26 protein-coding genes, 2 pseudogenes and 1 riboswitch are annotated in these 26,333 nt (G+C 40.1%); of the genes and pseudogenes, 23 read left to right on the top strand and 5 right to left on the bottom strand.

What is annotated here, in order from left to right:
• The first annotated feature begins 111 nt into the window (after positions 1 to 111).
• A riboswitch (glycine riboswitch) is annotated at positions 112 to 211 on the top strand.
• 177 nt (positions 212 to 388) lie between these two features.
• The 4 genes from gcvT to FIU87_RS13610 all read left to right on the top strand — a co-directional run bounded on the left by gcvT (position 389) and on the right by FIU87_RS13610 (position 5,105).
• Positions 389 to 1,492, top strand: a complete 1,104-nt coding sequence (gene gcvT, locus FIU87_RS13625; protein WP_152445092.1) for a glycine cleavage system aminomethyltransferase GcvT — start codon at positions 389 to 391, stop codon at positions 1,490 to 1,492.
• A gap of 18 nt (positions 1,493 to 1,510) precedes the next feature.
• Positions 1,511 to 2,857 carry an aminomethyl-transferring glycine dehydrogenase subunit GcvPA gene (gcvPA, locus tag FIU87_RS13620; RefSeq protein ID WP_152445091.1) on the top strand — a complete coding sequence of 449 codons (1,347 nt, stop codon included), beginning with the start codon at positions 1,511 to 1,513 and terminating at the stop codon, positions 2,855 to 2,857.
• On the top strand, positions 2,854 to 4,320 hold the full coding sequence (gene gcvPB / locus FIU87_RS13615; RefSeq protein WP_152445090.1) for an aminomethyl-transferring glycine dehydrogenase subunit GcvPB: 1,467 nt from the start codon (positions 2,854 to 2,856) through the stop codon (positions 4,318 to 4,320). Before gcvPA ends, gcvPB begins: the two co-directional genes overlap by 4 nt.
• Before the next feature lie 290 nt (positions 4,321 to 4,610).
• Positions 4,611 to 5,105 (top strand): DinB family protein, encoded by a 495-nt coding sequence (locus tag FIU87_RS13610; protein ID WP_152445089.1) that lies wholly within the window; start codon positions 4,611 to 4,613, stop codon positions 5,103 to 5,105.
• A gap of 44 nt (positions 5,106 to 5,149) precedes the next feature.
• On the opposite strand, the gene FIU87_RS13605 is transcribed toward FIU87_RS13610, so the two are convergent.
• A complete protein-coding gene (locus FIU87_RS13605; protein ID WP_152446573.1) occupies positions 5,150 to 5,473 on the bottom strand; it encodes a rhodanese-like domain-containing protein in 324 nt (107 codons plus the stop codon).
• Positions 5,474 to 5,695: 222 nt separating this feature from the next.
• Between FIU87_RS13605 and FIU87_RS13600 the strand changes: the two genes are divergently transcribed.
• The 9 genes and pseudogenes from FIU87_RS13600 (at position 5,696) to FIU87_RS13565 (ending at position 14,196) form a co-directional block, all read left to right on the top strand.
• Positions 5,696 to 6,532: a lipoate--protein ligase family protein gene (locus tag FIU87_RS13600; RefSeq protein ID WP_152446572.1), complete on the top strand. Its 837-nt coding sequence runs from the start codon at positions 5,696 to 5,698 to the stop codon at positions 6,530 to 6,532.
• A 584-nt stretch (positions 6,533 to 7,116) separates the two neighbouring features.
• Positions 7,117 to 7,914, top strand: a pseudogene (locus FIU87_RS13595) (ribonucleotide reductase N-terminal alpha domain-containing protein); the annotation flags it as partial.
• Positions 7,915 to 8,596: 682 nt separating this feature from the next.
• Positions 8,597 to 10,369: pseudogene (locus FIU87_RS13590) on the top strand (vitamin B12-dependent ribonucleotide reductase); the annotation flags it as partial.
• 264 nt (positions 10,370 to 10,633) lie between these two features.
• Entirely contained in the window at positions 10,634 to 10,954 is a 321-nt protein-coding gene (locus tag FIU87_RS13585; protein WP_152443397.1) for a transposase, read from the top strand.
• Complete coding sequence (locus FIU87_RS13580) at positions 10,951 to 11,901, top strand: IS3 family transposase (protein ID WP_152442963.1); 951 nt, start codon at positions 10,951 to 10,953, stop codon at positions 11,899 to 11,901. The genes FIU87_RS13585 and FIU87_RS13580 overlap by 4 nt, the downstream gene beginning before the upstream one ends.
• A 339-nt stretch (positions 11,902 to 12,240) precedes the next feature.
• Complete coding sequence (locus tag FIU87_RS13575; protein ID WP_216647475.1) at positions 12,241 to 12,498, top strand: hypothetical protein; 258 nt, start codon at positions 12,241 to 12,243, stop codon at positions 12,496 to 12,498.
• Between the two features lie 86 nt (positions 12,499 to 12,584).
• The gene (mntR, locus tag FIU87_RS13570; RefSeq protein ID WP_152445085.1) at positions 12,585 to 13,010 is read left to right on the top strand and encodes a transcriptional regulator MntR; all 426 of its coding nucleotides are present in this window, start codon (positions 12,585 to 12,587) and stop codon (positions 13,008 to 13,010) included.
• A complete protein-coding gene (locus tag FIU87_RS21270; RefSeq protein WP_216647474.1) occupies positions 12,994 to 13,161 on the top strand; it encodes a hypothetical protein in 168 nt (55 codons plus the stop codon). The genes mntR and FIU87_RS21270 overlap by 17 nt, the downstream gene beginning before the upstream one ends.
• A 150-nt stretch (positions 13,162 to 13,311) precedes the next feature.
• Positions 13,312 to 14,196 carry a patatin-like phospholipase family protein gene (locus tag FIU87_RS13565; RefSeq protein WP_152445084.1) on the top strand — a complete coding sequence of 295 codons (885 nt, stop codon included), beginning with the start codon at positions 13,312 to 13,314 and terminating at the stop codon, positions 14,194 to 14,196.
• A 148-nt stretch (positions 14,197 to 14,344) separates the two neighbouring features.
• On the opposite strand, the gene FIU87_RS13560 is transcribed toward FIU87_RS13565, so the two are convergent.
• Positions 14,345 to 14,731: an SA1362 family protein gene (locus tag FIU87_RS13560; protein ID WP_152445083.1), complete on the bottom strand. Its 387-nt coding sequence runs from the start codon at positions 14,729 to 14,731 to the stop codon at positions 14,345 to 14,347.
• A gap of 85 nt (positions 14,732 to 14,816) precedes the next feature.
• Entirely contained in the window at positions 14,817 to 15,764 is a 948-nt protein-coding gene (locus FIU87_RS13555) for a DUF1385 domain-containing protein (protein WP_152445082.1), read from the bottom strand.
• Positions 15,765 to 15,944: 180 nt separating this feature from the next.
• On the opposite strand from FIU87_RS13555, the gene FIU87_RS13550 reads away from it, so the two are divergent.
• The 4 genes from FIU87_RS13550 (at position 15,945) to efp (ending at position 18,721) form a co-directional block, all read left to right on the top strand.
• Complete coding sequence (locus FIU87_RS13550; protein WP_152445081.1) at positions 15,945 to 16,475, top strand: YqhR family membrane protein; 531 nt, start codon at positions 15,945 to 15,947, stop codon at positions 16,473 to 16,475.
• Between the two features lie 90 nt (positions 16,476 to 16,565).
• Positions 16,566 to 17,009, top strand: coding sequence for a type II 3-dehydroquinate dehydratase (gene aroQ, locus FIU87_RS13545; protein ID WP_152445080.1), 444 nt, complete (start codon positions 16,566 to 16,568; stop codon positions 17,007 to 17,009).
• Positions 17,006 to 18,067, top strand: coding sequence for a M24 family metallopeptidase (locus tag FIU87_RS13540; protein ID WP_152445079.1), 1,062 nt, complete (start codon positions 17,006 to 17,008; stop codon positions 18,065 to 18,067). The genes aroQ and FIU87_RS13540 overlap by 4 nt, the downstream gene beginning before the upstream one ends.
• Before the next feature lie 96 nt (positions 18,068 to 18,163).
• Positions 18,164 to 18,721 carry an elongation factor P gene (gene efp / locus FIU87_RS13535; protein WP_152445078.1) on the top strand — a complete coding sequence of 186 codons (558 nt, stop codon included), beginning with the start codon at positions 18,164 to 18,166 and terminating at the stop codon, positions 18,719 to 18,721.
• 295 nt (positions 18,722 to 19,016) lie between these two features.
• Here efp and FIU87_RS13530 read toward each other — a convergent pair whose 3' ends face one another.
• The gene (locus FIU87_RS13530) at positions 19,017 to 20,249 is read right to left on the bottom strand and encodes a TolB-like translocation protein (protein ID WP_152445077.1); all 1,233 of its coding nucleotides are present in this window, start codon (positions 20,247 to 20,249) and stop codon (positions 19,017 to 19,019) included.
• Positions 20,250 to 20,497: 248 nt separating this feature from the next.
• On the opposite strand from FIU87_RS13530, the gene FIU87_RS13525 reads away from it, so the two are divergent.
• Positions 20,498 to 22,165 (top strand): glycoside hydrolase family 13 protein, encoded by a 1,668-nt coding sequence (locus FIU87_RS13525; protein ID WP_152445076.1) that lies wholly within the window; start codon positions 20,498 to 20,500, stop codon positions 22,163 to 22,165.
• Positions 22,166 to 22,205: 40 nt separating this feature from the next.
• Here FIU87_RS13525 and FIU87_RS13520 read toward each other — a convergent pair whose 3' ends face one another.
• Positions 22,206 to 23,702, bottom strand: coding sequence for a glycine betaine uptake BCCT transporter (locus FIU87_RS13520; protein ID WP_152445075.1), 1,497 nt, complete (start codon positions 23,700 to 23,702; stop codon positions 22,206 to 22,208).
• A gap of 155 nt (positions 23,703 to 23,857) precedes the next feature.
• Here FIU87_RS13520 and FIU87_RS13515 point away from each other — a divergent pair, with 155 nt between their 5' ends.
• The 5 genes from FIU87_RS13515 (at position 23,858) to spoIIIAD (ending at position 26,308) form a co-directional block, all read left to right on the top strand.
• Positions 23,858 to 24,139, top strand: coding sequence for a YqhV family protein (locus FIU87_RS13515; protein ID WP_152445074.1), 282 nt, complete (start codon positions 23,858 to 23,860; stop codon positions 24,137 to 24,139).
• A 76-nt stretch (positions 24,140 to 24,215) separates the two neighbouring features.
• A complete protein-coding gene (spoIIIAA, locus tag FIU87_RS13510; RefSeq protein WP_152445073.1) occupies positions 24,216 to 25,145 on the top strand; it encodes a stage III sporulation protein AA in 930 nt (309 codons plus the stop codon).
• Positions 25,142 to 25,657, top strand: coding sequence for a stage III sporulation protein SpoIIIAB (gene spoIIIAB, locus FIU87_RS13505; protein ID WP_152445072.1), 516 nt, complete (start codon positions 25,142 to 25,144; stop codon positions 25,655 to 25,657). The genes spoIIIAA and spoIIIAB overlap by 4 nt, the downstream gene beginning before the upstream one ends.
• Positions 25,658 to 25,698: 41 nt before the next feature.
• The gene (gene spoIIIAC, locus FIU87_RS13500; RefSeq protein ID WP_152445071.1) at positions 25,699 to 25,902 is read left to right on the top strand and encodes a stage III sporulation protein AC; all 204 of its coding nucleotides are present in this window, start codon (positions 25,699 to 25,701) and stop codon (positions 25,900 to 25,902) included.
• A 16-nt stretch (positions 25,903 to 25,918) separates the two neighbouring features.
• Positions 25,919 to 26,308, top strand: a complete 390-nt coding sequence (spoIIIAD, locus tag FIU87_RS13495) for a stage III sporulation protein AD (RefSeq protein ID WP_172971165.1) — start codon at positions 25,919 to 25,921, stop codon at positions 26,306 to 26,308.
• The last annotated feature ends 25 nt before the right edge of the window (positions 26,309 to 26,333 follow it).

Here is a 26,333-nt window from a genome sequence, read left to right as displayed (position 1 = left end):
ATGACTCGAGGAGCTAGCCGCTGCAACTAGACAAAGTTTGTACGTCGCAAAACGGGCGCATTCCGCTTTTGTTCTAGTATGACCATGTTAGGAAAAAATATAATAATGCGAATGAGAACAAGGGGAGAGACTGCCACCCGCGTTACGGCAGCGCCGAAGGAGCAAGCAACATATTTGTGAATCTCTCAGGCAAAAAGACTCTTGTTGGACGCAGCTCTGGAGAGTGTTTCACGGGTATTTTCGTGTAAACCACCAAAGGGGAAAGCCTTATAAGATAACATAGGGTAAACTTTCAGGTGCAAAGGACAGGGACTCTTTTTTTATGAAAAGGAGTTTTTCTGTCCTTTTTTTGAGACCAAAATGAGATTGTTGGAAAGGGAGAGAAGGAATGACGGAATTAAAAAGAACACCTTTGTTTGATTTGTACAAAGAAAACGGTGCAAAAACCATTGATTTTGGCGGCTGGGATTTACCAGTGCAATTCTCCAGTATTAAGGAAGAGCATGAAGCAGTTCGTACAAAAGCAGGGTTATTTGATGTCTCCCACATGGGCGAGATTGAAGTAAAAGGAAAAGATAGTCTCGCTTATCTCCAAAAAATGATGACAAATGATGTTTCCAAGTTAAAAGACGGTGGTGCCCAGTATACTGCGATGTGTTATCCAGACGGTGGTACAGTAGACGACTTGCTTGTATACAAAAAAGCCGACGAGGATTACCTGTTAGTGGTCAATGCCTCAAATATTGAAAAAGACTTCGACTGGTTGATTAGCAATGTGAATGAAGAAGTGGAAGTGACAAATATCTCTGAAAGCGTGGCACAGCTTGCCCTGCAAGGTCCTCTTTCTCAACAAATCTTGCAAAAGCTCACAAAAACGGACCTTTCAGAAATTAAATTTTTTAAATTTAATGAAAATGTAGACATCAATGGTGTGACAGCTCTAGTTTCCAGAACTGGCTACACTGGTGAGGATGGCTTTGAAATCTATTGCGCTAGTGAGGATGCTACAAAGCTTTGGAACTCGCTTTTAGAAGTAGGCAAAGAGGATGGACTTGTTCCATGTGGACTTGGTGCTCGCGATACCCTGCGTTTTGAGGCGAAGCTTGCGTTATACGGACAAGAGCTAACCAAGGACATTACCCCGATTGAAGCTGGCATTGGCTTTGCCGTGAAAACAGATAAAGAAGCAGATTTCTTTGGGAAAGCGGTTCTTAAGGAACAAAAAGAGAACGGCGCACCACGGAAGCTTGTTGGACTAGAGATGTTGGATAAAGGAATTCCTCGTCATGGCTATGAGGTGTTTGTTGGGGATGAGCAAATCGGAGAAGTAACAACTGGTACGCAGTCGCCTACCTTAAAGAAAAATGTTGGACTTGCTCTTTTAAAGAAAGAATTCACTGAAATTGATACAGAAGTGGAAGTACAGGTTCGTAAAAAGCGTCTTAAAGCAAAAATTGTTAAAACACCATTCTATCAACGCCCGAAAAACTAACAGGAGAGGGGAACTCACATGAAACATCGTTATTTACCCATGACGGATCAAGACATCCAAGAAATGCTGCAGGTAATTGGAGTAGAAAGTATTGATGAATTGTTTAAAGATATTCCAGAAAGCGTTCGCTTCGATGGAGAATTAAACATTAAAAAAGCTAAATCTGAATCAGAATTAATGCGTGAACTAAGTGATTTGGCTGCCAAAAACAAAGATTTACGCAAAAATGCATCATTCCTTGGAGCTGGAGTGTATGATCACTATATGCCTGTCATTGTTGATCACGTCATTTCTCGTTCTGAATTTTACACGGCGTATACACCATATCAGCCAGAAATCTCTCAAGGCGAACTTCAGGCAATCTTTGAATTCCAGACGATGATTTGTGAGCTAACAGGTATGGATGTTGCTAACTCATCCATGTACGATGGGGCGACTTCCTTTGCAGAAGCAGCGATGCTTGCTTGTGGGCATACAAAAAAGAAAAAAGTATTGGTGTCTGCTGCCGTTCATCCTGAAGCAAAAGCGGTTATTACCTCTTATGCAAAAGGCCAGTTCGTTGAGGTTGTAGAAGTACCTATGAAAAATGGTGTAACAGATGTGGAAGCGCTAGAAAAAATGATGAGTGCGGACGTAGCAGCTGTCATGGTACAATATCCAAACTTCTTTGGCCAAATTGAACCGATGGAAGCAATCGAAAAAATCGCGCATACGGATAAAGGGATGTTCCTTGTTTCCTCCAATCCACTCTCACTTGGAGCATTGACTCCTCCTGGTAAATTTGGGGCAGATATCGTAGCGGGAGACGCACAACCATTTGGTATACCAACACAATTTGGTGGCCCTCACTGTGGTTATTTTGCCGTAACGTCTAAATTAATGCGTAAGGTTCCAGGTAGATTAGTAGGGCAAACAGTAGATGAAGAAGGTCAACGTGGGTTTGTACTAACGCTCCAAGCACGCGAACAACACATCCGTCGTGACAAAGCGACTTCCAATATTTGTTCTAATCAAGCATTAAACGCGCTGGCAGCATCGGTTGCAATGACTGCACTTGGCAAAAAAGGCGTAAAAGACATAGCTGTTCGCAATATCCAAAAAGCCCAATATGCCAAAACTGCGCTTGAAAACGCTGGCTTAGAAGTAACATTCAGCGGTCCATTTTTTAATGAATTTGTGGTGAAGCTTTCTACACCAATCAAAGAAGTAAATCGCAAGCTCCTTGAAAAGGATATTATTGGTGGCTACGACCTTGGAACGTACTATCCAGAACTTGAAAATCATATGTTACTCGCTGTAACTGAAATGCGTACAAAGGAAGAAATCGATACACTAGCGAAAGAATTGGGGGCTCAGCAGCAATGAAAAAGCAAAATCAACCACTCATTTTTGAATTGTCCAGAGAAGGCCGCATCGGGTACAGCCTGCCAGAAAACGATGTTCCAGAGGTAGATTTAGCAGAGCTTTTCCCAAGTGAATATATTCGCGAAGAAGCTCCGGAACTACCTGAGGTTTCTGAATTAGATATCATGCGCCACTACACAGCGTTGAGCAACCGTAACCATGGAGTAGACTCAGGCTTCTACCCACTTGGTTCATGTACCATGAAATACAACCCAAAAATTAACGAGAATGTCGCACGATATCCTGGCTTTGCACACATTCACCCATTACAGGATGAGTCCACCGTTCAAGGTGCGCTTGAATTAATGTATGATTTGCAAGACCACCTGATTGAAATTACTGGAATGGATGAAGTAACCTTGCAGCCAGCAGCCGGTGCTCACGGAGAATGGACGGGTCTAATGATGATCCGCGCGTTCCACGAAGCAAACAATGATCATAACCGTACAAAAGTTATCGTTCCTGACTCTGCTCACGGTACAAACCCAGCTTCAGCAACCGTAGCAGGTTTGGAAACCATCACGGTTAAATCGGATGAAAACGGCTTAGTAGACTTAGAAGATCTTCGTAGAGTAGTAGGCGAAGACACTGCGGCTTTAATGTTAACTAACCCGAATACACTTGGACTTTTTGAAGAAAACATCTTAGAAATGGCAAAGATAGTCCACGATGCAGGCGGAAAGCTTTACTATGATGGTGCCAACCTGAATGCGGTACTCAGCAAAGCGCGTCCTGGCGACATGGGCTTTGATGTTGTGCACTTAAACTTGCATAAAACATTTACCGGTCCTCACGGTGGTGGTGGTCCTGGATCTGGTCCTGTTGGCGTAAAAGCAGACTTGATTCCATACCTTCCAAAACCACTTGTAGTGAAAAAAGAAGACGGAAGCTTTGGCTTTGATTATGACCGTCCGGATTCCATCGGCCGCGTGAAACCATTCTACGGAAACTTTGGCATCAATGTTCGTGCCTACACGTACATTCGCTCTATGGGTCCAGATGGATTAAAGGCAGTTACTGAATACGCAGTTTTAAACGCAAACTACATGATGCGCCGTTTGGCAGAGTATTTCGATCTGCCATTTGACAGACATTGTAAGCATGAGTTCGTTCTGTCCGGAAAGCGTCAAAAGAAATTAGGCGTACGTACACTCGATATCGCAAAACGCCTGCTTGACTTTGGCTACCATCCACCAACCATCTACTTCCCATTGAATGTAGAAGAATGTATCATGATCGAGCCAACCGAAACAGAATCAAAAGAAACACTAGACTCCTTTATTGACGCGATGATTCAAATCGCGCGGGAAGCAGAGGAAAATCCGGAAGTGGTTCAAGAAGCACCACATACGACAGTGATTAAACGCTTAGATGAAACACTTGCTGCGCGTAAGCCTGTGTTGCGTTTTCAAAAAGAAGCATAATATTTTTGTAGGAGAGAGAGCAGGGTGACCTGTTCTCTTTTTTACGTTGGTACATAAAACCCCTAGCTTGCCCGGAGCTTTCGAGATATTCGCTCAACCTTTGACGACCTTTCTAAAAGCTTTGAAGGTCAGCAAACCTTTCGAGATATTCCCGCAATCTTTGATGCAAAATCCGAAACCATTCGAGAAAACCATCTATTTACCTAGACAAATTCATCAAAACATATCACTTCCCCTTCACCCTAAAACCCAGTAAGATAAAATTAGAAACAAAGGGAGGGATTACCGTTATGTATTACCAAGAAACCTACAAGGCAAGAGAAGAACTACTAGAACTTCTTAATAACATTCCACAAGACGAACTTCACGCAAAGAAAGCTGATAACCTCTGGACAGTTGGCCAAAACGTGGAACATCTTTACCTCCTCGAAAACAAAATTACAAACAGTCTTAGAAAAGCGATTGCAGTCCAAAACCAAATCGAAGAAAAAGAATTGAATCTGGCAAAAATTCTTGCCAACCGAAGCTACAAAGTTGTGGCATCAGATGACATCTCGCCATCATCAAAGCCCTATACAAAAGAAGAACTCATTATATTGTTAGAGAGTTCAAGAGCTAATCTTCAAAGCTTCATTATGGAAGCCGACGATGCAGTCCTCCATCAGTATGGCTTTAACCACCGCTGGATTGGGGATCTTTCCGCTATGCAATGGGTACAATTAATTGGCTATCACGAGCGTCGTCATATTGATCAAATAAAAGAAACCTTGTCGATACAAGTATAAGAAAAGAGCACTCCAGTTTTGTGGAGTGCTCTTGTTTTTCATTATTAGTTTTTCGTTCTAATTTTACCGCCCCAGTGCTTAAAGCCACCCTTTAGTTGATAAAGCTGTGAGTGCCCTTTACGCTTTAACATTTGAGCAGCACGACCGCTGCGCATGGTATTCTGGCAGTAAATATATACTGGTTGATCATTGCGAATTTCTTTCATTCTCATTTTCAGTTGAGACATTGGAATATTTCTTGCACCTAAAATGTGTCCGCCCTCGTACTCTTTTGTTTCACGAACATCAATTAACTGTGCTTTACGATATCCAGCGCGAAATTCTTCTTCTGTTAACGTAGTAAGAATTTTGCGTTGGTAGATGAACATAATCACAGAATAGGCGATAAATGCCCCGATGATACCTAAAGAAATGTATACACCTGTCAAACTAGACAACCCCTCTTTTTCTATTTAATCCAAATTATATTATATAGAAGCTTGTTTAAAATGTCATCCTTTTCATTTGCATTCTACCATGCTTTAACTTTGAATTTAGAAAGAAATTTTGATAGAATCATTCATCATAACGAAATAAATGAGGTACATAGTATGACAAAGGAAACTTGGAGATACATTGATTCGAAGGAGCAGTCACCTGCATTTAATATGGCGCTAGATGAAGCGCTATTGGACTGGCATAGCCAAGGCAAAATCCCACCAACCATTCGTTTTTACGGCTGGAATCCCCCAACCTTATCGATTGGATATTTTCAAAAAGTAGAAAAAGAAATTAATCTAGAGCGAGTAAAGGAACTTGGCCTTGGGTTTGTAAGAAGGCCTACCGGAGGGCGTGGAGTCCTACATGACAAAGAGCTCACCTATAGTGTGATTGTGTCAGAAGATCACCCTGAAATGCCGCAAACAGTAACAGAAGCCTATCGAGTGATTTCGGAAGGTATTTTGGAAGGATTTAAAGGACTGGGCTTAGATGCTTACTTTGCAATTCCAAGAACTGAGGAAGAAAAGCAAGGTCTGAAAAATCCACGATCCGCCGTGTGCTTTGATGCACCTTCTTGGTATGAGCTAGTGGTAGAAGGAAGAAAGGTTGCAGGTAGCGCGCAAACTCGTCAAAAAGGAGTCATCCTTCAGCATGGCTCTATTTTACTGGATATCGATGAGGACCAATTGTTTAGCCTATTCAACTATCCAAGTGAGCGAGTCAAAGAAAGAATGCAAAAGAATTTTAAAAATAAAGCAGTGGCGATTAATGCCTTGCGAGAGACGCCAGTCACTATTGAAGAAGCAAAAGCAGCGTTCTTTGCAGGCTTTGAAAAAGGATTGAATATCAATTTAGAGCCATACGAATTGTCAGAGGTGGAACTAGCAGAAGTTCACGCCATTATGGAGAAAAAATATTCTACTGATGAGTGGAATTTTAAAAGATAACGGGAAGCGATTCTCGTTATTTTTTTGTTTGGCTCTTTTCTAAAAGATTGTTGTAATCGTGATGCGAAGAAATATTACCGCTTGTCTAAATCTCCCTACGAAAAGAGCACGACCACAACGTTGATTTCTAGTGTCATCTCTATACGCAGTACCAACAAAATTTACGAATAAAGACTTTTGTTTATGTCCATATCTAGTGATTGAATGACGTGTGACGTCTAAATATCCGGTTCGCCAAGAAGAAAAATAAAAAATATTTTTCTGCAAATAGGAAGGATTTTCTACAAACGTTGATTTCATCATATCGCTATATTTTACAAAATAACGCAACTGACAAATTTCGTTGTTTAGCTTGGAAAAGAGAATTAACTCTCCAATTCTCTTTCATTTTCTCGCTATTTTAACTGTTTTATCATTTGACAAATTTAGATTTTGTTCGCAAAAAATCAATATATAGTAGTGTCGAAAAAATAATTCATACTATATATAGTTTTTCGCTTGTCTGATTTAGGACAACTGTGATAAGTTAGGTGTAATCCAATTCCACATTTTATTTTTTATGAGGAAGGTAGAGGAGTGTAGAAATGACAGTAACCATGAATCCATTTAAATCAAAAATTGATGTAGAACGACTAAACAAAGACATTAACTTATTTCCACAGGTTTTTCCTGTTACAGAGGACATGACCACCACACATAAAGGTGTTTCCCGATTGGTCATGCTCGATCGATACGCATTTAAAGATACAGAAAAAGTAACGCTCACATCAGGAGACTTTGTCGTGTTGACGATAAAAGAGGATCCAAAGTTTCCTGCACGTGGCCTTGGCTTCATTCAAGACATTGACTGGTCTACTAAAAAGGCTTCTGTGTTAATTGATGAAGAGTACCGCGGTGTCCTGACAAAAGAAGGAGAAGCAGAAACTGGTGTGGTTGTGCGTTCCTTGGATGTGATCGAGAAACCACTAGAAGTTTTCTACGAGCAAATTGCAAAAAGAAATGCAAGAGGCCTCGCAGCAGTAGAAGAAACAGAAGAAAAACGGACAGAATGGTTCGAGAAATTCTATCATGAACTCGTAAACATGAATTTCGTTCCAGCAGGTCGTGTGCTATACGGAGCAGGTGCAGATACCGATGTTACTTATTTCAACTGCTACGTCATGCCGTTCGTTCAGGATTCTCGTGAAGGAATTTCCGAGCACCGTAAGCAGGTCATGGAAATCATGAGCCGCGGTGGCGGTGTTGGCACAAACGGCTCCACCTTGCGTCCAAGAAACGCCTTGGCTCGTGGCGTAAACGGGAAATCATCAGGAAGCGTTTCTTGGCTCGATGATATTGCAAAGCTGACACACCTTGTGGAGCAGGGTGGGTCGAGACGTGGTAGATCAGCTTAAGTGCCTCGTCTATAAAATACCTCGTGAATTGCTGGGAAATCTTTTAAGGGTACATCATGGCATTTAATAACCTAAAGCTTAGAATGCAAAATAGGGGTAGCTATGGTACCATATGACGCTAAAAGTTATCAGGAGTGTAAAATATGTGGTTTTCTTGTTTCACATAACAAACAAGGTAGATTTACATCACATTTAAAAAATGAGCATACTTTAGATTTAAATTCCTATTTGAAGACTACTGGTATGCGAACCCAAAATTTTATCCTGAACCTGAAGAGTGGCAAAAAGAGAGAATAAAGATAGATAAACAAAAAAATTCTCTTGCTTTATCACACGATTACAGGATACAAAGATTTTGGGAACATGATATCCTGAATAACTTTAAATTTGTAGAAAGCGTCATAAATGACTTGTTGGCTACAACGTGACTGGAAACAGTGAGCGTGAATGCTTGAAAACAACAAGTGGTTAAAGATAATCAGCAGCCAAGCACCTATTAAATGGTGAAGGTTCAACGACCATCGAAAGCATGCCATCACTATGGCAGAAGCGAGTAGAGTAGGGTTCAAGCGAATCCGAAGCGCGAGGGCACTTGTCAAAGTGCAAGATATGGTCTGAACTCTATGGTGACATGGAGAGTTGATGTAGCGAATCAACGTAACTATTTTTGGCTCAAATGATCATGCTATCAGATTGGCACCCAGATATCGTGGATTTCATCATTTCAAAAATGCAAAACCCAAGAATTCTACGCTATCTTATCGAAAACACAAACGATGAAAGCATTAAAAAAGCAGCGGAAGATAAATTGAAATTTACTCCGTTAACGGATCAGGAAATTACGATGTATCAATCCATCACAAACTTTAAGCATATTGGTGGGTACGGAGGATTTACAGAGCAAAACATTAAAGACGCAGAACAAAAGCTAAAAGTTGGCGGTACGTATACAGTCCACAACCCTGAATTCCTAACAGGAGCAAACATCTCTATCACGCTTACAAATGAATTTATGGAAGCTGTCGAAAAGGATGAGGACTTTGAACTTCGCTTCCCAGATGTGGAAGGGTACAGTAAAGAGGAAATGGCCATTTATAACGAACAATGGGCAGAGGTAGGAGATGTTCGTGAGTGGGAAAAGCTCGGCCACAAGGTGCGCGTTTACAGAAAAATTAAAGCGAAAGAGCTTTGGAACCTTGTGAATATCTGCGCCACTTACTCGGCTGAGCCAGGAATTTTCTTTATCGACAATGCCAATGACATGACAAACGCAAAAGCATACGGACAAAAGGTTGTAGCGACTAACCCATGTGGGGAACAACCTCTCGCGCCATTTTCCGTCTGTAACTTAGCTGCGGTTAACCTTGCTCAGTTTGCAGACAAGGAAACGAAAACGGTAAACTTTGAAAAACTAAAGCAAACAGTAGAAGTGGGCGTACGAATGCAGGATAACGTAATCGACGCGACTCCATACTTCCTTGAAGAAAATAAAAAGCAAGCATTAGGCGAGCGCCGTGTTGGTCTAGGCGTGATGGGGCTGCATGACCTGCTTATCTACTGTGAAACAGAGTACGGATCTGACAAAGGTAACGAGCTGGTAGATAAAGTGTTCGAAACGATTGCGGTTACAGCCTACCAAGCTTCAGTAGAACTAGCAAAAGAAAAAGGCAGTTTTCCGTTCTTAAAAGGAGAAACAACGGAGGAAACTAACCGACTTCGTGAAGCATTTACACAAACTGGTTTTATGAGTAAAATGCCAGAAGAAGTTAAACAAGGAATTCTATCTTCCGGTATTCGTAACTCACACTTATTAACAGTTGCGCCAACTGGTTCTACTGGGACGATGGTAGGGGTATCGACGGGGCTTGAGCCTTATTTCTCTTTCTCTTACTTCCGTAGCGGACGTTTAGGAAAGTTTATTGAAGTGAAAGCGGATATTGTTCAAGAGTACCTAGACGCAAATCCAGGTGCGGATAGTGAAAACCTGCCACACTGGTTTATTTCAGCAATGGAGCTTTCACCCCAAGCGCATGCGGATGTTCAGTGCATCATTCAAAATTGGATTGATAGCTCTATTTCCAAAACAGTGAATGCACCAAAAGGCTACACGGTGGATCAGGTGAAAAAAGTCTACGAACGCCTGTATAACGGAGGAGCAAAAGGTGGTACCGTTTACGTTGATGGTAGCCGTGACTCACAGGTACTAACGCTAAAAGCAGAAGAAAACACAATGGAGGAAGAAAGCGAACAAATCCAAATGGACGATGTGGTGAAAAAGCCAGTCGTTTTGGTGGAAACCATTCAAGATCTTCGCTCCACAAATGTACAATACGGATCTGAAGTAGGTAACACATGCCCAGTTTGCCGAGTAGGAGAAGTAAAAGAAATAGGTGGCTGCAACACGTGTACAGATTGCGGTGCGCAATTAAAATGCGGATTATAATTTTTTAAGTAAAAACCGGTCTCGGGAGGCCGGTTTTTTTGTTTGAATAAGAGGAGGCAAGGAGGGGGGGAGCAGAATTTGCCTTTTGGTGTCGAATGGCCTTTATCTTGCTCCAAATGGCTTAAAAAATGAAAAAGTGGATTAATTAATAGCTAAAGTGGATTAAAAATGTTGAAAGTGGATTAATTACTATTTAGCCCCCTAACTGATTTGGACACCTACTTCAAAAGATATTATCATAGAAGTATCAAAGGAGGAGTCCAAATGAGTAAACGTAATGGACCGATGGAAGATGTAAAAAAGCAATATGTGAGAATGGCACTTGAATCTGGGAATACTGCTTTTATCGCTAGGAAAACTGGAGTGAGCAGTTCTACTCTAGGTAATTGGATAAGACAGTATCGCGATGAAATAGAAGCAGAGATGGAAAAAGACGGTGTTAGGCCACTTTCAGAGTCTACTTCTACTCAAGAACTTCAAAAGAAGTATGACCATGCCATGAAACTTTTAGGTGAAAAAGAACTAGAGGTAGCGATGCTTCGCCAAATGGTAAAAAAAAACTTACCAACCTTTCGGAACAAATAACTTTCGCTAAAGAGTGGATTGACGAGGGATTCCCTGCCAGCCGTGTATTAAAGTATGCTTCCATTACTCGTTCTACTTATTATTACCGTTTGGCCAATCCACCAAAAGCTAAGGTTCCTACAGGGGGAAGACCTATACCTGGCTATTCCCTGAACAGAAAGACGAAAAAGAAAGTAAAAGATACGTCAATCAAAGTGTATCTCATGCAGCTTATCGAAGGGGAAGAAGAGATATACGGATATAGGAAGTTAACAAAAGCTTTAAGAAGAAAACATCATCTCATTATCAACAAAAAGAAAGTGTATCGTCTATGTAAAGAGCTTGATATCTTGATGCCTCAAAGGGAAAAGAAGCAGAAACACCTACGCAGACTCGCAAAGAATCGTAAGATTACAGGTCCTAATCAGTTGTGGCAAGTAGATATTAAATATGGATATGTGATGAATTCTCGCCGTTTTTTCTATCTTGTGAGCGCAATAGATGTGTTTGATCGAAAGATTGTGGGGTACTATCTTGGGAAGACGTGTGAAGCGACTAAAGTTACCAAGATGTTGATGAAAGCTATGATGAAACGTGGTGTCAAAATGACATCAGCTGAAGAAGTTGGACAAGGGGAAAGTAGACTCATTATTCGTTCAGATAATGGCCCTCAGTTTATCAGCAACCATTTCCAACAGTTTAGTGAGGATAAATTCGAACACGAACGAATTCCACCAAAATCACCAAATATGAACGCTTATATAGAGTCTTTTCATAGTGTGCTTGAAAGAGAATGTTATCAGAAAAACGAATTTATAACTTTTGATCATGCGTTTAATACTGTGGATGCTTATATTGAATTTTATAATAATAGAAGGTATCACGGCAGTTTAAACGACTACAGTCCAAGTGAGTATTATGCCAAATGGTTGGCAAAATCCATGGATCCAGTAGAGCTAACGATGTAACGTTTACCCCGAGAAGAAAGGTTAAAGCGATTCACTTTAACCTTTCTTCTCGGGGCAACCAAGCGCAAGCGCGGTAGAAGATTAAAATAATGAGATAACCCTAGTAAATAGTAGTATGTGTCCAAACTTAGGGGGTTGAACCGATTAATAGTTAAAGTGGATTAAAAATGTTGAAAGTGGATTAATTATAGTAAAGGTGAACTATATATTTTTATGGAAGAGTAGCGCTAAATCAAAATATATCGTACTAGCAGGAAAAATGAGTGGTTCTGGGGAAGAAATAAGCAAGAAGAAATAAAATGCAGTGAAATTGGGGGAATTATGGAGAGCTTGAAGTCGATGTCTTATTTCATATTAGTATTAGGTGTTGTTTTTATTCTTTATGGTACAGTGCAGTTTTTTCAAAAAGATTCCTATTCATCTATGTATGGAGTAAACCCTGATTATCTTCATGCCGTCATAAGAGCCTACATTTTTAATATTTCAGGAGCTTTGCTAATGCTTGTAAGTTATATGATGCGAAAAATCCAAAAAGAATGGGTAGTAGAGTTTGCTAATTTGACTCATAAAATAGAAAAGTTAGAAATTAAGAAGTAGTGCATCCTCGCTTGTCATCCCTCTTTAGTTAGGGTATCATTTTATAGGACGGCTTTTAGCACGTGGATTGGAAATGGAGGGATATCATGCCAACCCCTAGTATGGAAGACTACATAGAACAAATTTATATGCTTATTGAAGATAAAGGATATGCACGAGTATCAGATATTGCGGAAGCTCTGGCAGTACATCCCTCTTCTGTTACAAAAATGGTTCAAAAGCTAGATAAGGACCAATACTTAATTTATGAAAAATACCGAGGCCTAGTTTTAACAGCTAAAGGGAAGAAAATAGGAAAACGATTAGTTTACAGACATGAATTGTTAGAACAATTCTTAAGAGTGATAGGTGTGAATGAAGAAAACATCTATGAGGATGTGGAAGGAATTGAGCATCACCTAAGTTGGAATGCGATTGATCGAATTGGTGATTTAGTTCAATTCTTTGAAGAAAATAAAGAGCGTGTCGAAGCACTTCAAACCATACAAAAACAAAATGAAGAAAACAATTAATACGAGATGGATCATTGCCTTTATGGCAAAAGGGTCCATCTCTTTTTTTATGGCTATTTTCGTAAACTTTGTTGCTATTGCGTGTAGAGAACAAACCTTTAATCACTGTTGCTGTCATGCTCTTATCATGGAGAAGGATTTTAACATGTAGAAATTTCTTCTTCCCATAAAGATTGGAAAAAGTCTCAAAGCCGACATTTTCAAGGTTAATAGCAACAAGCTTTTAGAAAAGAGCTTCATATTTGTCGGTATAATCCCTTTCTCTCCTTATTAAGATGTAAAAGGGGAAGGGGGAGGGTCTATGAAAATAGATGGGGTGTTCTCTGGTGGAGGTATTAAAGGGTTTGCCCTGATAGGTGCATTGATGGCAGTAGAGGAAAGGGGATTATCATTTGAGAGGCTTGCAGGCACAAGTGCAGGATCTATTATAGCTGCATTTTCAGCTGCAGGTTATACAGCAAATGAAATTTATCATCTGATGGAAGAAACAGATATAATGAATTTTTTGGATCAGCGAACTACCTTATTGCCATCGCCTATCACAAAATGGTTGCTACTTTATTGGAAGCTTGGACTTTATAAAGGGGATGCACTAGAAAATTGGTTAACAGAAAAGCTTGCTGCCAAAGGAGTTTATACGTTTGGTGACCTCCCGAAGGATCATTTAAGAATTATCGCGTCGGACTTAACGGGTGGAAGAATTGCGGTTTTACCAGATGATCTTCCTAAATATCAAATCGACCCAAAAAAATTCTCTGTAGCAAAAGCAGTGAGAATGAGCTGTAGTATTCCTTACTTTTTTGAGCCCGTCAAAATAAAGGGAAAAGGTGTTAACTATTTATTTGTGGATGGAGGGGTGTTAAGCAATTTTCCAATATGGCTTTTTGATAACGACCGTATCCCTAAAGTCCGACCGGTTCTTGGGGTGAAGCTGAGTGCCAAACAAGAGGACCGACCGGTAAACAAAATAAACAATGCGATTACGATGTTTGGAGCGTTATTTGAAACGATGAAAGATGCCCATGACGCCAAGCACATTTCCAGCCGTCATGAAAAGGATATCATTTTTATTCCGATGGATCATATTTCCATAACAGAATTCGCACTAACAGAGGAGCGGAAGAGAGGACTTATGGAGATTGGGAAAAAGCGAGCGGAAGCATTTTTGCTGAGGTGGTGTTACTAAGAGGCTCTTTTCTAAAAGATTGCTACATGTTTAAATCTTCCTCCACGAAAAGAGCACGACAGCAACGTTGATTACGGCTGTCATTTCTATTCGCAGTAGAAATAAAATTCTTCAACACAGACTATAAATAAAAAAAACGAACTTTCCATTAGAAGAAAGCTCGGTTTTTCTTTTTGCCCTTTTTCCCTTCAATGACCGTTAAGTGGGATGGGGCTTTTCTTTTTTGGGTGGCAGGCTTAGAGCCAACTCTTTCCTTTATAGGACTGACACTTTGTCTTTGTGCTGCAGAAGTAGTATTTGTTCCATAACGTTTTTTTGATTGTTTTACTGCTTTGCTATAACGGGCATCGCCGCCACCGGTTAATCGACCTTGAATGAAATACCTGAAAATCAGGTAAAAAACCGTTACACCACCAATGATTAACAGGAGACTTGTAAACAAATCGCCTGGATTTTTGATCAATTGTATGATTAAAGCGAAAGCTGCCAAAGAAGCTAAAACATAAAAAATAGATTTTGATAGGCTTCTCTTCAACTGTGCCACCTCCCAGGTAACAGGCAAGTTACCAACACTGATTGTTTTATAGTATATTTTCTAGGATAAGGCTTGTTGCGGATTTTTATACTATTTCTTCTGTAATCTTTTTCTCTGAATCTTGATCTAGGTCTAAAAGCTTGTTAAAAGAATGAATGGCCACCTCTACCTGGTCATCCGTAGGCTCCTTTGTCGTTAAAAGCTGCAGCCAAAGGCCAGGGTACCCTAAAAATTTTAGTACGGGAATGTCTCGTACTTTATTGGTAAGCTGTAACACTTCAAAGGAAATTCCCAGAACAACAGGAATCAGTGCTAAGCGGTTTAACACACGGGCCCATAATGGATCTGTCGGGACGAGTAGATAGACGAAAAATCCAACAATGACGGTAAATAGGATGAAGCTGCTACCGCAACGATAATGTAGTCTAGACTCTGCCTGAATATTGCTTATAGTTAATTCTTTCCCGTTTTCAAATGCGTTAATCACTTTATGTTCTGCACCATGATATTGAAACACCCTTTTGATAATTGGGGTGAAGGAAATGAAATAGATATAGGCAAAGAGTAAGAGAAGTTTAAAGATGGTTTCTATTACAATTTGCGCAAAATCAGTGGTAAATACAGGTCTTGTCAATTCGGCTAGGAAAACAGGGACAAGGGTAAAAATGAATTTTCCGAAAATAAAAGATAAAATCCCAACTAATGCAACACTTAGTACCATTTCAAGCTTACTAGGCTCTTTTTTATTATAAATCTCGTCTTCGTCCTGACTCGGGTCTACATCATAACGCTCGGTTGAGAAATTAAGATGCTTTGAGCCATTTCCAGCTGCTTCCACAATTGCGACTATTCCTCGTAAAAAAGGGATTTTTTTTAGTTTTTGTAGAGTGGGATTTGTTTTTCTGGGAACATGAAGGTATTCAATAGAGTTATCTTTTCTGCGAATGGCTGTAACGTAATGGCGCTTTCCACCGAACATAACTCCCTCCACGACAGCCTGTCCGCCATAAACAGGTTTTGAATCATTTGACATAATAGCACCAACCTAACTTTTCTAAAGAAGAAAAAATTCTATATATTACTATTCTACCCGAAATGAAAAAAAACCTCTACATTCTAAGTACTTCTTTTCTTTTCGGAGGATTGTAATGAATGGTTAGGGCAAAGGTTTGGAAAGATAATGGTAGATGTTGTAGGAAAGGAAGGACAAAACATGAGTAACCAGGAGAAATTAGAACAAAATCAGCGTGAAGAACCAATGAGTTTTATGACCAAAGTGATTATCACCGGATTTATTGGTGGGGTATTTTGGAGCTTGATTGGTTATATTGCCTACATATTTAGTTTCACCGAAATAAGTCCGAATGTCGTTCTTCAGCCTTGGGCACTAGGAGAGTGGAAAAAAGGCTGGCTTGGGTATATTATTAGCTTCATTCTTCTCGGTCTATTCGGTATTGGGGCAGCCTTAATATACATGGCGGTATTGAAAAAATTAACGCAATTTTGGGTAGGAATAGTATATGGAATAGCACTGTGGGCAGTGGTGTTTTTTATCCTAAATCCCATGTTTCCATCCATAAAAACAGTACGGGAATTGACCTTGAATACAAATGTCACAAATATTTGTCTCTATATTCTTTTTGGTGTCTTTGTTGGTTATTCTATTTCCTTTGAATTTAACGAAATGAAAAATCAGAAGCAACAACAATATGATACCCAGGGTCAATCCTCTTCAAATGAGTAGTAGACAAACGAGTAATATGATAGAATGTTCAGTAATTGGACATTCTTTTTTTATGCTCCAAACAGCCTTAGAATAGGGAGAGTTACGAGTATGCATGTACTAATTCTCAATGGACCCAACCTTAACAGACTCGGCTTAAGAGAGCCCGCCATATACGGCCATCAAACCATACAGGACCTAGAACAACAACTAATGAAGTGTGGAGAGACCCTAGATGTGGAAATTGATTGCTTTCAAAGTAATCATGAAGGGGAAATAATTGATAGGTTGCATAGTGCTGAAGGTAAGTATGATGGGATCGTTATGAACCCTGGGGCCTTTACTCATTATAGCTATGCGATACGTGATGCTATTGCGAGTATTAGCATTCCTGTATTAGAAGTGCACATTTCCAATATACATAAACGGGAAGAGTTCCGGCATACTTCTGTTACAGCACCTGTTACAGCAGGGCAAATTATTGGGCTTGGGTTTCATGGTTATGAGCTAGCAATACAGGCATTAAAGAAAATGAAAGAGGGGGAAGATTCATGATAAAACTAACAAAATTAAGAGAAAGCTTTCAATCTGCAGGGGTAGATGCTTTATTAGTTACAAGCGCAAAAAACCGCCAATACCTTACAGGTTTTACAGGAAGTGCAGGTTTAGCCATTATTTCAGAAGACAGAGCAGTATTTATTACAGACTTCCGTTATACAGAACAGGCAGCTAAGCAGTGCGAAGGCTTTGAAATTGTCCAACACAAAGGTGGGCTTGTGGAAGAAATTGCAAATGTTGTGAAGGACCTTGGTATTTCGAAGCTGGGATTTGAACAAGATCACGTTACTTTCTCCACTTACTTAAGTTATAAAACTGGAATTCAAGCAGACCTTGTGCCTGTTTCCGGTGTGATTGAAAAGTTACGCTTGATTAAGAGCGAACAAGAGATTAAGATATTAAAGGAAGCTACACAGATTGCAGACGCAGCTTTCGAGCATATTCTTACATACATTAAGCCTGGTCTGACAGAATTGGAAGTTTCCAATGAGTTAGAATTTTTCATGCGTAAACAAGGAGCAAAATGTTCTTCCTTTGATATCATTGTCGCTTCAGGTTATCGCTCAGCGCTTCCTCATGGGGTAGCCTCTGACAAAGTGATTGAGAAGGGCGAGTTTGTGACAATGGACTTTGGAGCTCATTATAAAGGCTTGAATTCTGATATTACGAGAACGATTGCAGTTGGAGAACCAACAGATGAGCTTCGTACTATTTATAATATCGTCCTAGAAGCACAGCTAAGAGGGATGAAAGGCATTAAAGCCGGAATCACTGGGCGTGAAGCAGACGCATTAACACGTGATTATATCACAGAAAAAGGCTACGGTGAGTACTTCGGTCATTCAACTGGTCATGGACTGGGTATGGAAGTGCACGAAGGTCCTTCTTTATCAACGAAATCTGACACCGTACTAGAACCAGGAATGGTTGTAACAGTGGAACCAGGAATTTATGTAGCTGGATTAGGCGGAGTGCGTATTGAAGATGATACAGTCGTTACAGAAACAGGTAACGAAACACTTTCCTTCTCTACAAAAGAACTTATTATCCTGTAAAAGGGAAACGCTCATCTTGTAGACTAGAGTGACAATCTCAAGGATACAATACGAGTAGGATATCCCTATTTACATAGCTTTAGGAGGAACTAATTAATGATTTCAGTAAATGATTTTCGCACAGGTTTAACAATCGAAGTAGACAATGGTATCTGGCGTGTGCTTGATTTCCAACACGTAAAACCAGGAAAAGGCGCGGCATTTGTTCGTTCCAAACTACGCAACCTTCGTAACGGTGCGATTCAAGAAAAAACCTTCCGTGCTGGTGAAAAAGTTGCAAAAGCCCAAATTGACAATCGTAAGATGCAGTATCTATATGCTAATGGCGATATGCACGTATTTATGGATACAGAAAGCTACGATCAGTTGGAGCTTCCAGCAGCTCAGATTGAATATGAGCTAAAGTTTTTGAAAGAAAACATGGAAGTTGCAATCATGATGTATCAAAGCGAAACACTTGGTGTAGAGCTTCCAAACACAGTTGAACTTAAAGTAGCAGAAACAGAGCCAGGTATCAAAGGCGACACTGCTTCTGGTGGATCTAAGCCAGCTGTTATGGAGACAGGTGTGATTGTTAACGTACCGTTCTTCGTTAACGAAGGCGATGTGCTGATTATTAATACAACAGATAGCACGTACGTTTCTCGTGCTTAAGAACAAAAGCGCAATGCGCCCGTTTTGCGACGTACAAACTGGACTGAGCCGTATGAGATAAAGAAAACACGAAGAGCCTGCGATTCGATGTTGCCTTATCGTAAGGAGGCGAGGGAAGTTTCCTAGTCGCTGGCGCATGGAGCTGGACGTTGCTACTTTTGTTCCAGATATCCACAGACATATTTTTTATAATTTCCTAAACAATAAGAAAAGCCCCCAGCTTAAATCTGGGGGCTTATTCTTTTAACTATATTGTTAAATATCGTTGTACATTTACATACATAGGTGATGCTGCCTACTTTTTAAACCACACAATCTCAAGCACGTTTTCAAGCACTAACTGGGCATCACTGCCATCCACCTTCGCACTCCAAACGTGTCTTTTCCCGTTTTCATCCTCTCTTATCCATGCAAGCTTTTTACCAGCTGCCAAGACATATGGCTCTATATCTGATGCACCTGATGGGGGAGCGGGGAGCTTTACCGCATCGTTTCCTTTTAAATCCACCAAATATAAGGTAGCAAGAAACGGCTCTTCGGCACTTTGCGTTTCTTTTCCTCGTGCCACCACAAGCTTTTCATCATTTATCCAGTCGTAATGGATGTCTGCATAGCCCTTTGGTGTGTGTATTTTCTTGTAGTTTGGAATGATGGTGCTTGTTGTTAATGTTTTATTCTTTACGCCACCTTCAAGTCGTCCTCCACCTTGAATGGATGCAAGTACAGGCTTGGTTGGAGCCCATTTCACCCACCCAGATTCCATTAATACTTCACCAAGTGGAATAAATAACTTATTTTCTTTCACATAGACACTTAGCATATTACTATCTGCCGACCAGGAAGCAGTTGGTGTCACGGTCATGGCAAGATTTTTACCATCCACTGACCATGAAAAATTATCGACATTAATTGCTAGGATGGAAAGGTCTTCATATTTCAACGGAGAGGCGATCGTTTGCAGTGGGGTTACTTTAACGTCCATCTCTTGATTTTGTTTTTCAAGTCCCCAATGAACCTCATATAGTCGAGGGTGACTCCAACCGTCAGGAAACAATGTTGCTTTAGCCGCAGCAATTAGGTTGATTCCTTTAGCATCCCAAGTAAAGCTAGAAACACCTCCTGTAAGCTGATGGATGACGGGGGTTTCATTACTAACTTCTACGACATTAAGAATAGAGTCTGACAAAAAAGCGAAGGAAAGGTTTTTCGGATTCCAAACAGGATTATGACCTTGAATTTTTATCTTTTTCTTGATGTTAGACTCCGTATTGTAAAGCCAAATCTGAGAGGGGGCATCTTGAACATCTAGTGGGGTTACTTCATAGGCAAGCCACTTTCCATCATGTGACCAATGAAACTTTCCTATCTTCACATTTTCATGTATAGGAAATTCTTCATTGTTTTCTAGTATCCATAGTGAATTAAACCTAGTAAATGCTGCCCTTAACATATCATCCCCCTCTGTATGACCAATTTGTAAGGGATAAACGAGCAATAGGGCTAAAACTAGAATCAACTTTTTCGCCATTTTAAAATACCTCCTAAAAATTTCCTTGCGATTAGTGTGACCATCTAAGCGATTTTCATGAATGAAAAGGGTTACATTTATTGTTCGTCATGGAAAGATTGCAGTTGAAATAAATAAAAAAGATGGTATAGTAAAGGAGTGGATTTATTTAAAGCATATTTTTTTTCTTATTTTGTGCAAACGTTTACGCAAATTTTTTATGTAGATAGATTAGTTCAGTGTTGTCTATAAGGGAGAGTGTATCAGGATTGAAAAAAACATGGTGGAAAGAAGCTGTCGCATACCAGGTATATCCTCGAAGTTTTATGGATTCCAATGGAGATGGTATTGGCGACTTACAAGGTGTAATTTCTAAATTAGACTACTTAAAAGAATTAGGAATAGACGTTATCTGGATTTGCCCAATGTATAAGTCACCTAATGTCGATAATGGGTACGACATCAGTGATTACCAGGATATTATGGAAGACTTCGGGACGATGAAAGATTTTGATGAACTGTTAGAACAGGTCCACCAAAGAGACATGAAATTAATTATTGACCTGGTTATAAACCATACGAGCGACAAGCATGAGTGGTTTATTGAATCTGCTTCTTCTAAAGACAACCCGAAAAGAGATTGGTATATTTGGAAGGATGGCAAAGACGGCCAAGAGCCAAACAACTGGGAGAGTATTTTCAATGGCCCGGCATGGCAATATGACGAAACGACAGGTCAGTATTACATGCATATTTTTGCGACAGAACAACCAGATCTAAACTGGGAGAACAAAGACGTACGTTTTGCCTTATACGATATGATTAACTGGTGGTTAGATAAAGGGATAGACGGATTCCGAGTAGATGCAATCTCGCATATTAAAAAAGAGCCAGGTTTCCCTGATTTGCCAAATCCAGATGGATTAGATTACGTACCATCCTTTGACTACATGATGAATGTGGAAGGTATTCAAAAGCATCTTCAAGAGTTGAAAGAGCAAACGTTTGCACGTTATGACATCATGACGGTTGGCGAAGCAAATGGTGTAAAATTAAACCAAGCGGATGAATGGGTTGGCGAAGAAAACGGGAAATTCAATATGATTTTCCAATTTGAGCATTTAGGACTTTGGGAAAAAGGGACAGAAGGTGGAGTGGATTTACTTCAACTGAAAAAAACCTTAACCAAATGGCAAAAAGGACTGGAAGGAAACGGCTGGAACGCACTTTTCTTGGAAAACCACGATCAGGCAAGATCCGTTTCTACTTGGGGTAATGATAAAGAATATCGAGTGGAAAGTGCAAAGGCATTAGGTGCACTGTACTTCTTAATGCAAGGGACTCCTTTCATTTACCAAGGGCAAGAACTGGGAATGACAAATGTAAAGTTTGACAGCATTCACGATTATGACGATGTGGGAATGAAAAACCTCTACAATATTGAAAGTGCAAAAGGAGCAGAAGCGGCTCAAAAGGTGATGGAAATCATCTGGGCAAAGGGCCGTGATAACTCCCGTACTCCGATGCAATGGAATGAGGAGCCCAACGGTGGCTTTACATCAGGAACACCATGGATGGGTGTGAATGATAATTATTCAGAAATCAACGTGGAAAAGCAATGGAATGACCCTAATTCTGTTCTAAACTTCTATCGTGCTATGATTGACCTGCGTAAAGAAGAGGAAGTCTTTGTGTACGGCGCTTATGATCTCATTTTAGAGGAAGATATAAGTGTATATGGATATACAAGAAAATTAGAAAACGCTCAAGCGGTTGTGCTGTGTAATTTGAGTGAAGAAGAAGTATCTGTAGATCTTGGTGATATAAACGTGTCATCTGATGAGCTACGTTTACAAAATTACATGGAAATCTCCCATGACAGTACATCAAGTTTCACATTAAAGCCTTATGAAACAAGAGTGTATGTAACGAAATAAAAACGGTTAATCAAAAAGAAAGCAGGAAGAGCGTGGATGCTCACTTCCTGCTTTCTTTTACTTTTCCTTTCATTTCTACTCTAAACGCTTTTACGATTGCAAATGCCATCAAGATAAGCACGAAGGTTAATGGAAAAGCACTGACGATAATCGCAGTTTGAAGTCCCTCTAGTCCACCTGAATACATTAACACCACTGCAGAAGCTGCCAAAATCAGTCCCCAAATCAATTTTACAAAAAAAGGCGGATTTAAATTGCCATTTGTTGTCTGCATTCCCAACACAAAGGTTGCAGAGTCGGCACTTGTTATAAAAAAGGTAGCAATAAGCAAGATGGTGATAAAGGAAAGTAAGGTTCCGTATGGTAAGAGCTTATACACATAAAAAAGTGCCGTTTCAAAGCTTTGCGAGGAAACCTCCGCTCCTTGGTACAACTCCAGGTGAATTCCAGTACCGCCAAAAATACAAAACCAAAAAGCACAAACCAAGGAAGGTACAAGCAATACTGCTATCACAAACTGGCGAACAGTTCTTCCCTTTGAAACTCTAGCAATAAATGAGCCGACAAATGGAGACCAAGATATCCACCAAGCCCAGTAAAAAATGGTCCACCCTTGTATCCATTCTGCATCTTCTTTATTAAACGGAGATAATCTAAGTCCCATACTAGGGAGATGTTGAACATATTCACCTAATGTGGTGGTAAACAGGTTTAGTAAAAAGGTAGTCGGACCAATTAAAAGAAACAGAAACAAAAGAATCGTTGCGATAATCATATTTGCATTACTCAAATATCGTATCCCTTTTGACAGTCCCGTGCCTGCAGATATGATAAAGAGCACCGTTACAACAGCCATAATACTTAATTGAATGAGAAATGTATTAGGAATACCAAACAAAAAGTTTAATCCTCCATTTATCTGTTGCGCTCCTAATCCTAAAGACGCACAGACCCCAAACACCGTTGCAAAGACGGCAACAATATCAACAATATTTCCAAGTGTCCCTTTTGTTTTATCCCCAAATATCGGAGAAAGTGTGGCACTCATCAGCCCTGGTGCGCCTTTTCTGAATTTGAAATAGGCGATTGATAACGCAATGGTCGCATAAATGGCCCAAGCGTGGAAACCCCAATGCAAAAAGGTGTATCGTAGTGCAAGCTTAGCAGATGCCACTGTACCACCTTCTCCATATGGAGGCTCTGCAAAATGAGAAATAGGCTCTGCTACTCCATAAAAAACAAGTCCAATACCCATACCTGCACTAAAAAGCATGGCAAACCAGGTTAAAGTCGAATACTCCGGACGGTCTTCATTTTTACCAAGCCGTATTTTTCCATATTTGCTGAAAATCAAAAATAAGGCAAACAGTAAGAAGAAAGTGGCAGCAAGCTGATAAAACCATCCAAAGATTTGGAGTATAAAAGTATTAGCCTCGTTCATCGCCTCACTAAATGATTCCGGAAAAAGGACACCTATCATCACAAATATCCCTGATAGTACAACTGAAATCCAAAACACCTTACCCACGCTTTTCATTTACCTTCTCACACATCCTTTCTATTCCTTAAACTAGTTTCCCCAAAATACTTATTTTTTTCCCCATTTAAAATCACTTCTTCTTTTTCATGGAGCTGCATAGGTTGTACAAGACAAAGTGAATCTAGTTATTGCATTAGGGAGGAAAAGGAGACATGAGAAAAATCTTTGCTCACTTTGATCAAACCGTATTATCGATGGCTGGTATTAGAGTTTTTTCTGGCTTGTTAGAAATTACGGCAGCCATCATTATGCTAAGTCTAAATGATGTGAAAAAGGCCATTGTCGTAAATTCCATGCTGGCAGTGGTAGGACCGTTAATTTTCATCTCTACGATGATGATTGGTTTGATTAGTATGGCGAACGAAATATCCTTATCGAAATTAATCTATATTGGTATAGGTGCAGGATTTATCTTATATGGCATCTATAAATAGAAAATAGCTTTCAGCGTTATATATTATCTCGTCGTGCATACATTGTTAGTAATACGAGGACAAGAAGGAGATTTTTATGCTTGAGAGTATTGTCAAGGTGCTTCCAGAAGAAATAGCAAACATCATTCTTACACTTCCCACACAAACCGTTGAGCAGCTAGAAGAAATTAGAATTAGAATCAACCGCCCAATAGAGCTAATCGCAAATGGAAAACCGCAATTTCCACCATATTTCATAACACCTGAGGATGCCATGTACATTCTCAACAAAATAGGGAAATTTTCCATTTATGCACTTGAGGAAGAATTAAAGCGAGGGTATATAACGATTTCAGGAGGTCACAGAGTTGGACTGGCCGGTAAGGTCATAACGAACAATGGAAACGTAAAAGCAATTAGGGATGTGTCTTCTTTCAATATTAGGATAGCGAAACAAAAAATTGGTGTCGCTTCCGCTCTCATCCCCCATCTTTATACGGATAGATGGCTGAGTACCATGATTATCGGTGCTCCCCAAACCGGTAAAACTACCATGCTCAGAGATCTTGCGAGATATATGAGTACTGGTGATGAAAAGTGTGGGATCACTTCCTGCAAAGTTGGCATTGTGGATGAACGTTCCGAAATTGCCGGTAGTGTGAATGGTGTACCTCAGCATGACCTAGGCATTAGGGTAGACGTTCTCGATGGGTGTCCAAAGGCAGAAGGCATGATGATGATGATTCGCTCCATGAGCCCAGAGGTCATTGTTGTAGATGAGATTGGCAGACAAGAAGATAGCATGGCAGCGATTGAAGCAGTTCATGCGGGGGTGGGCCTGTTAATGTCCGTTCATGCATTCTCTTTCGAGGACATAAAAAATCGTCCAAGCTTAAAAGGGATACTTTCTTTACAAACGGTGAAAAGATTTGTGGAACTAAGCAGGGAAAATGGTCCTGGTTCCATCAAAAGGATTGTAAATGAGTTTGGTGAGGAGATTTATAGAGGAGAGAGAGTGAGGGTATGATCAAAATCTTAGGAGCAGCATTAATCCTAGCAGCCACAACCTGGGTAGGCTTTGAAGCGGCAAGGCATCTAATGGAAAGGCCTCGTCAACTGCGGCAGCTTAAGGTTGCCTTACAATCACTAGAGGCTGAAATCATGTATGGACATACCCCTCTAGCCGATGCAGCTAGAAACATATCGAAACAGTTAGAAAAACCACTATCATGGTTTTTCGAGGGTTTCTCGTATAAATTGGACAAATCAAGCCTGACCGTTAGAGAAGCATGGCAAGAAAGCCTGGAGGATATTTGGACATCCACAGCATACAAAAATGCAGAGCTTGAAATCATGAAGCAGTTCGGGGAAACGCTCGGTCAACATGATCGGTACACGCAACAAAAGCATATCCAACTTGCTCTCACTCATTTAGAAAGGGAAGAATTGGATGCACGAGACAAACAATCCCGTTACGAACGGATGATCAAAAGCCTTGGTGTGCTGTCAGGGTTATTGCTTGTTATTTTACTATTCTAAGTCTGATGTAAATACTGTGTTGAAAAAGAGGGGGAGCGTTCATGGGCATTGAAGTGGATGTCATATTTAAAATTGCAGGAATAGGAATTGTCGTTGCCTTTTTGCATACTGTCCTTAAGCAGCTTGGAAAAGAAGAGTATGCACACTGGGTTACCTTGCTTGGCTTTATTTATATCTTATTTATGGTGGCTAGCATTGTAGAAGATCTCTTCAAAAAGATAAAATCGGTGTTTCTGTTCCAATGATAAGGGGGGTTGACCTATCGAAATCCTTCAAATAGTCGGTATAGGATTAATTGCAACCTTTCTAGCCTTAATTGTAAAAGAACAAAAACCGACTTATGCGTTTATGCTTGTGGTGTTTGTCGGCTGCGCAATTTTTTTATTTTTGGTTGATCAAGTGTTTGAAGTGATAAGGATGCTCGAGCGTATTGCATTAAAGGCAAACGTCAATCTCATCTATGTCGAAACGATCCTTAAAATTATTGGTATTGCCTATATTGCAGAATTTGGAGCGCAAATTACGAAAGATGCTGGCCAAGGAGCCATTGCCTCCAAAATTGAACTAGCGGGCAAAATTCTCATTCTAGCAATGGCGGTCCCTATCCTTACCGTCATTATTGAAACCATCGTAAACTTAATTCCTTCATGAAAATATGATAGGAGGGAGCAATCAA

This window comes from Bacillus sp. THAF10, from assembly GCF_009363695.1.
In the GTDB taxonomy this organism is placed as follows: Bacteria; Bacillota; Bacilli; order Bacillales; family Bacillaceae_I; genus Sutcliffiella_A.
Note: the sequence above shows the minus strand (reverse complement) of the source record. Positions and strands in the feature narration are given on the sequence as shown.